Annotated in this window: 12 protein-coding genes; all 12 read left to right on the forward strand. The window is 29.0% G+C overall.

What is annotated here, in order from left to right:
• The first annotated feature begins 17 nt into the window (after positions 1-17).
• The 12 genes from rfbC to APR43_RS06860 all read left to right on the forward strand — a co-directional run bounded on the left by rfbC (position 18) and on the right by APR43_RS06860 (position 12,055).
• Positions 18-566 (forward strand): dTDP-4-dehydrorhamnose 3,5-epimerase, encoded by a 549-nt coding sequence (rfbC, locus tag APR43_RS06805; protein ID WP_053470876.1) that lies wholly within the window; start codon positions 18-20, stop codon positions 564-566.
• Complete coding sequence (gene rfbD, locus APR43_RS06810; protein ID WP_053470877.1) at positions 566-1,414, forward strand: dTDP-4-dehydrorhamnose reductase; 849 nt, start codon at positions 566-568, stop codon at positions 1,412-1,414. Before rfbC ends, rfbD begins: the two co-directional genes overlap by 1 nt.
• Before the next feature lie 40 nt (positions 1,415-1,454).
• Entirely contained in the window at positions 1,455-2,339 is an 885-nt protein-coding gene (gene rfbA, locus APR43_RS06815; RefSeq protein ID WP_053470878.1) for a glucose-1-phosphate thymidylyltransferase RfbA, read from the forward strand.
• Between the two features lie 83 nt (positions 2,340-2,422).
• Positions 2,423-4,390, forward strand: a complete 1,968-nt coding sequence (locus tag APR43_RS06820; protein ID WP_053470879.1) for a polysaccharide biosynthesis protein — start codon at positions 2,423-2,425, stop codon at positions 4,388-4,390.
• Positions 4,391-4,520: 130 nt separating this feature from the next.
• The gene (locus APR43_RS06825; RefSeq protein ID WP_053470880.1) at positions 4,521-5,381 is read left to right on the forward strand and encodes an ABC transporter permease; all 861 of its coding nucleotides are present in this window, start codon (positions 4,521-4,523) and stop codon (positions 5,379-5,381) included.
• A gap of 53 nt (positions 5,382-5,434) precedes the next feature.
• On the forward strand, positions 5,435-6,703 hold the full coding sequence (locus APR43_RS06830; protein WP_053470881.1) for an ABC transporter ATP-binding protein: 1,269 nt from the start codon (positions 5,435-5,437) through the stop codon (positions 6,701-6,703).
• Positions 6,704-6,709: 6 nt separating this feature from the next.
• Positions 6,710-7,486, forward strand: a complete 777-nt coding sequence (locus tag APR43_RS06835) for an FkbM family methyltransferase (RefSeq protein WP_053470882.1) — start codon at positions 6,710-6,712, stop codon at positions 7,484-7,486.
• A 38-nt stretch (positions 7,487-7,524) separates the two neighbouring features.
• Positions 7,525-8,391, forward strand: coding sequence for a glycosyltransferase family 2 protein (locus APR43_RS06840; protein WP_053470883.1), 867 nt, complete (start codon positions 7,525-7,527; stop codon positions 8,389-8,391).
• Positions 8,381-9,379: a glycosyltransferase family 2 protein gene (locus APR43_RS06845; RefSeq protein ID WP_053470884.1), complete on the forward strand. Its 999-nt coding sequence runs from the start codon at positions 8,381-8,383 to the stop codon at positions 9,377-9,379. Before APR43_RS06840 ends, APR43_RS06845 begins: the two co-directional genes overlap by 11 nt.
• A complete protein-coding gene (locus APR43_RS06850; protein ID WP_053470885.1) occupies positions 9,376-10,221 on the forward strand; it encodes a glycosyltransferase in 846 nt (281 codons plus the stop codon). The genes APR43_RS06845 and APR43_RS06850 overlap by 4 nt, the downstream gene beginning before the upstream one ends.
• Positions 10,221-11,123, forward strand: coding sequence for a glycosyltransferase family 2 protein (locus APR43_RS06855; RefSeq protein WP_053470886.1), 903 nt, complete (start codon positions 10,221-10,223; stop codon positions 11,121-11,123). The genes APR43_RS06850 and APR43_RS06855 overlap by 1 nt, the downstream gene beginning before the upstream one ends.
• Positions 11,124-11,125: 2 nt before the next feature.
• On the forward strand, positions 11,126-12,055 hold the full coding sequence (locus APR43_RS06860; protein ID WP_053470887.1) for a hypothetical protein: 930 nt from the start codon (positions 11,126-11,128) through the stop codon (positions 12,053-12,055).
• Positions 12,056-12,539: the final 484 nt, after the last annotated feature.

The raw sequence follows: 12,539 nt of genomic DNA on the forward strand, positions 1-12,539 counted from the left end.
GAGCTTTAAAAAGTAATATGAAAATTACACAAACATTCTTAGAAGATCTTGTAATTATTGAACCTGTAATATTTGGAGATGAAAGAGGATATTTTTTTGAATCTTACAACAAAATAAAATTTAAAAATTTAGGGATTGATATTGATTTTGTTCAAGATAATCAATCATTTTCAAAATATGGTACGTTACGTGGACTTCATTACCAAAATCCTCCTTTTGCACAAACAAAATTAGTTCGTGTTCTAGAAGGAGAAATTATAGATGTTGCTGTTGACTTAAGAAAAGATTCTACAAGTTACGGTAAAGTTTTTAGTATTTTACTGTCAGCTGAAAATAAAAAACAATTGTTAATTCCAAAAGGCTTTGCACATGGTTTTTCAGTTATTAGTGAAACAGCTTCTGTTATGTATAAATGTGATCAGTTCTATGATAAAGAATCTGAGGGTGGAATTAAATTTAATGACTCCTCTTTAAATATTGATTGGGGAATGGATTTAAAAGATGCCATTATTTCTGAGAAAGATCAGAAACTTCCTTTTATTGAAAGTTGTAACAGCTTATTTTAATGAAGAGAGTATTAGTGACTGGAGCAAATGGTCAGTTGGGGTCAGAAATCGTAGTTTTATCTAAAAATCATCAAAATTATGATTGGGTTTTCGCTGACAGAACACAAATTACATTAAATAATTTAGATTTGCTTCAATTTCAATTAAGGCAAATACAGCCAGACATAATATTGAGCTGTGGTGCATATACTGAGGTTGATAAAGCAGAAACCGAAAAAGAGCTTGCTTTTACAGTTAACCATTTAGCAATTGAAATAATCGCTAAATATGCTGCAGAAAATAACGTTAATTTAATTCATATTTCGACCGATTATGTTTTTGATGGTACTTCTTCGCTAGCTTTAAATGAAGATTCAAAAACAAATCCTGTAAATGTATACGGTAAAAGTAAATTAGCTGGTGAAATTGCTTGCTTGAGAGAAAATCCAAATTCTATTATAATTCGAACTTCATGGGTCTATAGCAAATTTGGAAATAATTTTGTCAAAACAATGAAGAGATTAATGCAAGAAAGAGACGAAATTAATGTAGTAAATGACCAGATAGGCTCTCCAACATATGCTGCAGATTTGGCTATTGCTATGATTCATATTATAGAATCTTCAAAATGGATACCTGGAATTTATAATTTTTCAAATGAAGGAGAAATAAGTTGGTATGAATTTGCGTTGGCAATAAAAGAATTAGGGAATTACAAAACCAATGTTAGAGGTATTTCAACATTGGAATATCCAACACCTGCAAAACGTCCAAAATTTTCATTACTAAGTAAAGAAAAAATAAAAACGATTTATAATTTGGATATTTCAAATTATTTAGAGAGTTTAAAAAAGGTATTTACATCTTAATTTTAAGATTAACAATAATCTAAAATTTTTAATAAAGATTATGAAAGGAATTATTTTAGCTGGGGGTTCTGGCACACGTTTACATCCTTTAACTCTTGCTATGAGTAAGCAGATGATGCCTGTATATGATAAACCAATGATTTATTACCCATTATCAACTTTAATGATGTGTGGGATTAATGAAATATTAATTATCTCAACTCCTCATGATTTGCCAAATTTTAAAAAATTACTGGGAGATGGAACAAGTTTAGGTTGTAAATTTGATTACGCTGAACAAGCAATTCCAAATGGTTTAGCTCAGGCTTTTGTTATTGGTGAAGAATTTATTGGAAATGATGATGTTGCTTTGATTTTAGGAGATAATATATTTTTTGGATCTAATATGCAGCAATTACTTAAATCTAATACGCAACCAAACGGAGGAGTTGTTTTTGCTTATCACGTTTCAGATCCAGAACGTTATGGAGTTGTTGAATTTGATGAAAAATTTAATGTCATTAGCATTGAAGAAAAACCAGAAAATCCAAAATCAAACTTCGCAGTTCCAGGTTTATATTTTTACGATAACTCTGTAGTAGAAATTGCAAAAAATATAAAACCAAGTTCTCGTGGTGAATATGAAATTACCGATGTAAATAAAGTGTTTTTGGAAAGAAATTCTCTGAAAGTAGGAATATTAAGCCGCGGTACAGCCTGGCTTGATACAGGAACTTTTAATAGTTTGATGCAAGCTGGTCAATTTGTTCAGGTTCTTGAAGAAAGACAAGGTCTAAAAGTGGGTTGTATTGAAGAAATAGCATGGAGACAAGGATTTATTAACGATAAGCAATTAGAGAATTTAGCTCTGCCATTAGTAAAATCGGGTTATGGATCATATTTAATAGAATTTTTAAAACAAAAGAAAAAAGGTTCTAAAGTTTAATTTTAATTAATAAGTAAAATTTTAAATCTTTAATTTGTATTTTTGTAAGCCATACAAAGTTTGCAGAATTAAACTAAACCAAATTGGATACAGATAAACCAACAAAAATAGCATCCTTATTGTATAATTCTTTCTCACCAAGGAATTTAAGAGCAAACATTAACAATCTCAGTTATTTGCCGAGATGGATTATTGTTGCTATAGATGTAATGGTGCTTCTTTTTTCATTTACATTTACTTACATGCTGTTTGAAGGTACAGCATTAGGATATATTATCATTTCTCATGATTTCTATTTTGTCTCAAGTTTAATAATAGTAAATATTTTTTTCTTTTGGCTTTTTAGAACTTATTCTGGTATCATAAGGCATTCGTCATATATTGATGCTATAAAGCTTCTGTTTTCTCAGATGTCAGTTTTAGTATTCTTTTTGTTTATTAACTTAGTATATGAATTATACACAGGACAAAAAGCTTTTTTAAATACGGCATTATTTATAAATTTAGTTCTGTCTTTTTGCGGTTTGTTTTTGTATCGTGTAGTGGTAAAACAGACTTTCGAATTATATTTTTCAGAAAAAACAAATTCAAAACTGATAAGAACTGTAATTTATGGAACTGATGCAAATGCAATTTCAGTAGCAAATGCGTTAAAATTTGAAACTCCATCGCGATTTAAAATTGTTGGTTTTGTAGATAAAAATAATCAAAATGCATCTAAGAGGATGCTGGATTTACCAATTTTGATTTTAAGAAAAAAACTTCCGGCTTTAATGCGATCTGTAGCAGCCGAAGGAGTTATTATCGCAGATAAAAGTTTATCAAAAGATGAACAATTGATCATTGTTGATCAATGTCTTGAATTCAATTATAGAGTTTATACAGTCCCTCTAATTTCCGATTGGGAAAACCAAAAAGAGATTTCTCAAAAAGTAAAAAATATTCAAATTGAAGATTTATTAGAAAGAAAACCTATAGTTTTAGACAGTAAGTCGATTTCTAAACAATTGAAAGATAAAACAATCCTAATTACGGGAGCTGCCGGGTCTATTGGTAGTGAAATAGTAAGACAGGTTCTTGGATTTAATCCAAAAACAGTTATTATTTTAGATCATGCTGAAACTCCGTTACACAATTTATGTTTAGAAACACTAAGCATGGATACAACTGCAAAAATTGTAGCAGTTATTACAGATGTTAAAAGTAAAAAAGCATTAGAGAAGGTATTTAAAAATTATAATCCGCATGTAGTTTTTCATGCTGCTGCATATAAGCATGTTCCTTTAATGGAAGAAAACCCATCGCAAGCTATTTTGACTAATATAAAAGGAACCAAAAATTTAGCAGACCTAGCATGTAAATATCATGTCAAAAAATTTGTAATGGTTTCTACTGATAAAGCTGTGAATCCGAGTAATGTTATGGGGGCCAGCAAACGAATTGCAGAAAAATACGTTCAGTCTTTGTATTTGAAGAACCAAAAAGAGAATATACCTGGAGTTACAAAGTTTATTACTACACGTTTTGGGAATGTTTTAGGTTCTAACGGTTCCGTTGTTCCTCTATTTACTAAACAAATTGCTGAAGGAGGCCCGGTAACAATAACGCATCAAGATATTATTCGATATTTTATGACCATTCCAGAAGCTTGCCAGCTGGTTTTAGAAGCCGGAGCAATGGGTAATGGAGGTGAAATTTATATTTTCGATATGGGTAAACCAGTAAGAATTATCGATTTAGCTAAAAAAATGATTAAACTTGCTGGATTTATTCCTGATAAGGAAATTAAAATAAAAATTGTTGGATTGCGACCAGGTGAGAAATTATATGAAGAATTATTAAATGATACTTCTAAAACGTTACCAACATATCATAATAAAATTATGATAGCGCAGGAAATACAGGACGAATATGAAAATCTACATACTGATATTGATGAACTAATTGGTATTGCTGATTTTTATGATAATGAAGATATAGTTGCAAAAATGAAAAAAATTGTTCCTGAATTTAAAAGTATGAATTCTGCTTTTGAAGTTCTTGATAAATAATTCTGATAAAATTCAATAGATATATTAAAAAGGTGTTTTTTTAAAACGCCTTTTTCCTTTTTAATTAAATAATAAAAGGCTAAAAATCTTGTTAAATCAAGGGTTTGAGAACTCTTATATAGAATATAAAATGAATAATAATTCTAATGACTGGTTGTTCGAAATAACACCAAAAAACAAATTCTTTTCACTAAACTTTAAAGAAGTATGGCAATACAGAGATTTATTATTTCTTTTTGTTAAACGAGATGTAATTACTGTATATAAACAAACTGTATTAGGGCCACTCTGGTATTTAATTCAACCACTATTTACTTCAATAACATTTACCATAATATTTAATAATGTTGCTGGTATTAATACAGGTTCTGTTCCTCCATTCTTGTTTAATTTGGCAGGTATTACTGTTTGGAATTATTTTACAGCTTGTTTAAATGGAACTTCGGATACATTTAAAGCCAACGCAGGTATATTTGGAAAAGTTTATTTTCCAAGAATAATCACGCCTCTTTCTGTTGTAATTTCAAATTTAATTAAGTTAGGAATTCAACTTGTAATTTTTATTGCCTTTTATATTTTTTACTATTTTAAGGGATCGGATTTAAGCTTAAACAGTTCATTATTGCTTTTCCCTTTATTGATTGCTATTATGGGAATTTTAGGGCTTGGATTAGGAATGTTGATTTCTTCTATGGTAACTAAATATCGCGATTTTAGTTATTTGGTAGCGTTTGGAATACAATTACTTATGTATTTATCTGCAGTAATGTATCCAATGGAACTTATTAAAGCAAAATTACCTTCTTACGGATGGATCGTAGAATATAATCCACTTGCGTATATCATTGAATCGTCACGTTACATGTTATTAAACGTTGGAGAAATTTCAGTAATAGGATTAGGATATACCGTAACCATTACAATTATCATATTTTTTCTTGGCCTTTTAATTTTTAACAAGACAGAAAAAAGTTTTATTGATACAGTTTAGGATTAAAAATCTATAAGATTTTATTTTAGGTAATTAACGATTAAAGATTATAATTGGAAAAAGATATTATTTTAAAAGCCGAAAATATTTCTAAGCAATATCGTTTAGGAGAAGTAGGAACAGGTACATTAAATCACGATTTAAATAAATGGTGGCACCAAATTCGTGGTAAAGAAAATCCATACTTAAAAATAGGCGATACTAATGATCGTTCTACAAAAGGAACTTCAGAATACGTATGGGCATTGCATGATATTAATTTCGAGGTTGAACGAGGTGAGGTTTTAGGAATTATAGGTAAAAATGGAGCAGGAAAATCTACTTTATTAAAAATACTTTCAAAAGTGACGGCACCTTCTACAGGAAGTATTAAATCACGAGGAAGAATCGCCTCTTTATTAGAGGTTGGTACAGGCTTTCATGGAGAAATGACCGGTCGTGAGAATATCTTTTTAAACGGTGCAATTCTGGGAATGACAAAAAAAGAGATAGCATCTAAACTGGATGAAATTATCGAATTCTCTGGCTGCGAGCGTTATATTGATACTCCTGTTAAAAGATATAGTAGTGGTATGACTGTTCGTCTTGCATTTGCAGTAGCTGCTTTTCTGGAACCGGAAATTTTGGTTATCGATGAAGTTTTAGCAGTTGGAGATGCAGAGTTTCAGAAAAAAGCAATTGGTAAAATGCAAGATATTTCTAGAGGTGAGGGACGAACGGTTTTGTTTGTGAGTCATAATATGGCTGCAGTTAAAAGTTTGTGTACAAAGGGTTTGGTGCTTATTAATGGAAAAGTAGCAATGGTTGGCAGTACAGAACAAGCTGTGAATTATTATCTAAGTCAGGATTCAGAGTCAATGAACATGAGAAACTTTTCTTCAGAATACGATAAACCAGAATTTACACTTCACGAAATAAGTTTAAATGCATTTGGCAAATCATCTGAGGACCCATTAGATGAATATCAAAAAATAGAGCTAAATACGATGCTTACTTTAAAAGATAGTTCAAAAAACTTGCATTTAACTTTAGTGTTAAATAATGATGCTGGTGAACCCCTTTTTACTTTTTCACATATAAATAATGATTTAAAATTAAGAAATGGTTTAAATAAAATTAAATGTGTTTTTCCCGAAGGATTTTTAAATATAGGTACTTATTACCTATCTCTTTTTATAATAGAAAATGGAAAAAGTGCTTTATTTATTGAAAAGGACATTATGTCATTTATTATTCAGGAAGGAGAAAGACCAATTGGTGCTTGGATGGGAAGAGAACCGGGATTTATAAAACCAAGATTTGAATGGTCAATAGATAATTAATGTAAAATGAAAATTAAAAAGAAAATTAAATTATTATTTAAAAAATTTGGTTACAATTTAACCAAGATAAGCTCAATCGCTCAATCACCTATTGAATCTGTTCATATTGATGATAAAAGTTCTTTATTGTCGAATTTTTATAATACTTTAAAAAAGATCAATTTTCAACCAAAACATATTGTTGATATTGGAGCAAATCATGGAACTTGGACACGTGATGCTTTGCAATATTTTCCAGATGCATATTATACTCTTGTAGAGCCTCAAAATTGGTTAAAAGAATCATTTCAAGATATTTTAGATAGCAATTCTAAAATTCGATTTTATCCCTTTGGTGCAGGTAAAGAAAAAGGATCTTTTCTTTTTACAATTGTAGATCGTGACGATAGTTGTTCATTCAGATATACAAAAGAAGAAGCAGAAACAGCTGGATTACAACAAATAGAAATTCCTGTTATAACTCTAAATGAATTGCTTATCGAAGGGAATTTTCCTACTCCTGATATTATTAAAATTGATGCCGAAGGATTAGATATTGAAGTTTTGCAAGGAGCAAGTGATTATTTTGGAAAAACAGAAATATTTATGGTAGAAGCTGGAGTTGTTAATAAATCATTTGATAATAGTTTCTTGAAGTTGATAAATTTCATGGATGAAAATGGATATAGATTATTTGAAATTACAGATTTAAACAGGCCTTTTGACTTAAAAGTTTTGTGGCTGGTTGAATTAGTATTTGTTAAGAAAAATGGATTTATTGATTCTCAAATAGTTGCTCAATAGTAAATTAAATGAATAATTTAAAAATTCTAAGAGGTTAAATGAACGGTAATTATATGCAAAAGACAGTTTCGGTTAATATGATTACTTATAGGCATGAATCCTATATTGAGCAGGCTATAAAAGGAATTTTAATGCAGCAAACGGATTTTGATTATGAATTAATTATCGCCGATGACTGTTCTCCTGACAGAACAGAGGAAATAGTTAATGATTTAATAAAAACACATTCGCAAGGAAGTAAAATCAAATATTTCAGGCATAAAAAAAATATTGGAATGCAAGCTAATGGTATTTTTGCTTTTAATCAATGTTCAGGAAAATATGTTGCACTTTGTGAAGGAGATGATTATTGGACAGATCCATTAAAACTGCAAAAACAAGTAGATTTCTTAGAAGCAAATTTAGATTATAGCATTTGTTATCATAAAGTCCAAGTATTAAGGAATGGCGTTTTAGAAGAAGATGATATAACCAGTGAAGTATCAGAAACAACAACAATAAAAGATCTTGCTAAAGGAAATTACATTCACACTTGTAGTGTAGTTTTTAGAAATAGATTATTTAGGAAGCTGCCTAAATATTTTCATAAAGCACCTGTTGGAGATTATTTTCTGCACATGCTTAATGCCAAGTATGGAAAAATTAAATTCTTAAATGAATTTATGAGTGTATACAGACTTCATGATAATTCTATATGGTCTTCTCAGACTCAATTAAAAAGAGAAGAAATTTGGATAAATTTTTTAAAAAATATTAGAAAAAATTTTGATTCTGAAGTTCAGGAAATACTTAATGATCAGATAAAAAAATATGGAGGATCAGTTGAAAAAGAAAAAGTATTCGATTTTAATCAATTCAAAAAAATATTCAAAAAGCTTTTAAAAAAAATTAGAAGTGATAAATAACTTACCATTAATTTCTATAATTGTCCCAAATTTTAATCATGAAAAATATTTGGTCGAACGGCTAGATAGTATTTTTGCTCAAAGCTATTCTAACTTTGAAGTAATCTTACTAGATGATTGCAGCACAGATAACAGCCGGGAAATTTTGTCTATCTATGCAAAGAATGAGAAAGTTTCTCATTGTATTTTTAATCAAAGTAATTCAGGAAATACTTTTAAACAGTGGTCAAAAGGAATATCATTAGCAAAAGGTGATTTAATTTGGATTGCTGAAACAGATGATTTTTGCGAAAATAATTTTCTAGAAAAATTAGTAGAACCCTTTCAAAATGATTTAGATGTTGTTTTAGCCTATTGCCAGTCAAATAGAGTTAATGAATTTGGAGAAGTAACAGGAAATTGGATTACTCATACTAATGACATTGACGAAAACTTATTTTTGAATCCTTTTACAATGGATGCAAATAAATTTATTGAGAAATTTTTAATATTTAAAAATGTAATTCCAAATGCTAGTGCAGTAATATTTAAAAAAGATGCGGTTAATGTTGAAGACCATTTTGATATCGCAGATGAGTTTAGATATTGTGGAGATTGGATGTTTTACTTTAAATTAATCGTAAATAAAAAAATAGCATTTATACCAGAGTCATTAAATAATTTTAGGTATCATTCTACCAGCGTTATAGCAAAAGCCATTCAATCAGAAAAGAGAATCGCAATTATTGATATTGATTATAAAATGCGAAAAGTTTTAATGAATTATTTATGCACCATTAATATTAATAATATTGATAAAATTAAAGCGGAAAATAGATTTATAAAACGAAATTTTTTAACCTACGAAAAGGCTTTTTTACTTATTAGAGGAGGGAAAAAACTGTACGGTTATCTACTGTTATTAACTATAATGGATGTTTTTTATAAAAAATATAAAATACGTAAAAACCTTAGTATTAAAATAAAAAGATTCTTTAAAACAGCTTGACACTTTCAATAATAATATGCTCCAGAACAGTAGAAATCAACCCAATACTTTCAAGTAATATTGATGAAACAATTGGTGTTGATTACGAATTGATTGTAATTGATAATTCTGAAAATAAACATTCTATTTTTGAAGCCTATAATCTTGGAATTAGTAAAAGTAAAGGAAATTTCTGCTGTTTTATTCACGATGATATTTTTTTTCATAACAGAAATTGGGGAAAAATAGTCCAGAATATATTTGAACAGAATTCTAAAATAGGGTTGATAGGTGTGGCAGGTACAAAAGTGAAAACCAGAATGCCTTCAGCCTGGTGGGATTGTCCCGAAAATGTTAAGAGTATTAATATAATTCAACATCTTAAATCTGGTCATTTAGAACATTGGGAGAAAGGCTGGGAGAAAAAGATTGAAGAAGTAGTAGCTATAGATGGAGTTTTTATGGCTGCCAGACGCCCTGATAAAATTCATTTTTCTAATACATTAACAGGGTTTCATAATTACGATTTGAACTTGTCTTTTGAATATTTAAAACATAATTACAAAATTGTGGTGGCAAAAGAAATTTTGATCGAGCATTTTTCTGTTGGAACAATCAATCCTTCATGGTATCGCTCTGTAATTAAAATACATGATATGTATGCTGATATATTACCATTGGAGTTAAATAAACAATCAGATTTTAATTTAAAAAAATTAGAGTTTGATAATGGTTCAAAATTTCTTCTGGAATCGTTTAAGCACATAAAGAAAACACATTCAATAAAAATCTGGTTTAGACTTCTTTTGTTAAAACCAAAATCAAAACTTCATTTTAAGTTTTTAAAATTGTTCTTACGATAATGATCGCAATTGTAATTCCTTATTATAAGATAACTTTTTTTGAAAAGACGTTAGAATCATTAGCTAATCAAACAGATAAAAGATTCAAGGTTTACATAGGTGATGATGCCAGCCCTGAAAGCCCGTCATTGATTCTGGAAAAATATAAATCAAAATTTGCTTTTGAATATCATCGTTTTGAAACCAATTTAGGTGGTACATCCTTAACTAAACAGTGGGAAAGATGTATTTCACTTTCCGAAAAAGAAGATTGGATAATGATTTTGGGTGATGATGATTTTTTAGATCACTCAGTAATTGAATCCTGGCACCGAAATTTTGAAAAATTTAAAGACAAATCCAATGTAATTAGATTTGCAACAAAAATTGTTTTAGAAGATTCTAATACAATTTCAGACGCATATATTCATCCTGTTTGGGAATCAGCATCAGATTCTTTTGTGAGAATTTTTAAAGGAATTACAAGAAGCTCCTTATCTGAATATGTTTTTTCAAAAGCTAGTTATAAAAAATATGGTTTTAATAATTATCCTTTAGCCTGGTGTAGTGATTATAAAGCATTTTTAGATTTTCCGGATGGTAAATTAATATACACCATAAATGAATCTATTGTATTCTTTAGAATTTCTAATATTAATATATCTGGCCAGCAAGAAAATGCAATCTTAAAAAAAGAGGTGAGCATTCGTTTTTTTAGGGATGTAATAATAAATTATTTACACACATTTAAAAAAGATCAAAGACTGGAATTGCTGATGACTTATGAAGTTGCAATAAAAAAAGACAGAAAACCGACGTTAAAAGAATGGTTTTTTATAATGAAACTTTACTTTTTAAACTTTAAGCTAATGCCATTTGTAAAATTGATTAGAAGATTTTTTATAAGTATTCTTAAAAAATAACCATGTTTGAAACTCCTATATTATTCCTTATTTTCAATAGACCCGATACTACAAAAGTAGTTTTTGATGAGATAAAGAAACAAAAACCTAAATATTTATTCATTGCTGCGGACGGAGCGCGATCAAATGTTATTCAGGATGCTAAAAAATGTAAAATAACCAGAGATTTAGTTCTTGAAGGCATAGATTGGGATTGTGAAGTGAAAACATTATTTCGAGATGAAAATTTAGGCTGCGGTCTCGCAGTTTCTCAAGCTATAACTTGGTTTTTTGATAATGTAGAACAAGGAATAATTTTAGAAGATGATTGTTTGCCACATCCTTCTTTTTTTAATTATTGCCACGAGTTATTAGAAAAATATAAAGAAAATCAGAATATTTTTGCAATAAATGGAAGCAATTTACTTCAAGGGAAAAAAGTTGGAGATGCCTCTTATTTCTTTTCGGATTATGTTTTTGTATGGGGCTGGGCAAGTTGGCGTAGAGCATGGCAGCATTATGATTTTGATTTTAAACATCTGGAAAATTTTAAAGTAAATAACTTAATAAAAAGAATAGACGACAGAACTGTATTTAAAAAATATTGGATTCCTATATTCGAAAAAGTTTTAAATAAAGAGATTGACACTTGGGATTATCAATGGAGCTTTTCTATTTGGAACAATCAAGGAATAGTAATTGCACCAAATACAAATCTTATATCGAATATGGGTTTTGGAGTTAATGCCACTCATACTACAGGTCAAAGTCCTTTTGAAAATCTGTCAACACAAGATATTGGAAAAATCATTCATCCTAAGAACATAAAGGTTGATAAAACGGCAGACAGATATATATCAGATAATTGTTTTAAAATTATTAAAAACAAAAAAAGAATTCAACATTCATTACAAGCATTTGGTAAAAAAATATTTAAATACTTAAATAAATAATTTTAAATCAAACATCAATAAGATACAGCCATTGATTATGCTAAAAAAAATAAAGAAGAAAATAAAGAAAATATTATTTGCTCAAAAGCGTACTGACTTAAATTCTGATAAATCAAAGTATGTTTTATCATCTTCCTCTTCAAACATTTCATCATTAAATATAGTTGTTAGAAAACCTATTGAAGGTAAAAAATATTTAGAAATAGGAAATGATTCTGTTGTAAATGGAGATTTTATTTTTGAAGTTCAAGATGGAAAAATTAGTATTGGAGACAGAACTATTATTGGAGGTGGACTTTTTATTTGTATAGATGAAATAGAAATAGGAAATGATGTTTTGATTTCCTGGGGATGTACAATGATTGATAACAATTCTCACTCAGTAATTTGGGCAGAACGAAAAGATGATGTTTTACACTGGAAAAAAGGGCTGGATGAAAATAAAATAGGAGTATATAAAGATTGGCAAAATGTTAAAAGAAGA

Origin of the sequence: Flavobacterium sp. NLM (assembly GCF_002210235.1) — a bacterium.
Classification (GTDB): domain Bacteria; phylum Bacteroidota; class Bacteroidia; order Flavobacteriales; family Flavobacteriaceae; genus Flavobacterium; species Flavobacterium panici.

What these genes read in the sequence shown, in the direction of transcription:
- rfbC (WP_053470876.1), top strand. Translation starts at nt 18, where the DNA reads ATGAAAATTACACAAACATTCTTAGAAGATCTTGTAATTATTGAACCT.
- rfbD (WP_053470877.1), top strand. Translation starts at nt 566, where the DNA reads ATGAAGAGAGTATTAGTGACTGGAGCAAATGGTCAGTTGGGGTCAGAA.
- rfbA (WP_053470878.1), top strand. Translation starts at nt 1,455, where the DNA reads ATGAAAGGAATTATTTTAGCTGGGGGTTCTGGCACACGTTTACATCCT.
- APR43_RS06825 (WP_053470880.1), top strand. Translation starts at nt 4,521, where the DNA reads ATGAATAATAATTCTAATGACTGGTTGTTCGAAATAACACCAAAAAAC.
- APR43_RS06835 (WP_053470882.1), top strand. Translation starts at nt 6,710, where the DNA reads ATGAAAATTAAAAAGAAAATTAAATTATTATTTAAAAAATTTGGTTAC.
- APR43_RS06840 (WP_053470883.1), top strand. Translation starts at nt 7,525, where the DNA reads ATGAACGGTAATTATATGCAAAAGACAGTTTCGGTTAATATGATTACT.
- APR43_RS06855 (WP_053470886.1), top strand. Translation starts at nt 10,221, where the DNA reads ATGATCGCAATTGTAATTCCTTATTATAAGATAACTTTTTTTGAAAAG.
- APR43_RS06860 (WP_053470887.1), top strand. Translation starts at nt 11,126, where the DNA reads ATGTTTGAAACTCCTATATTATTCCTTATTTTCAATAGACCCGATACT.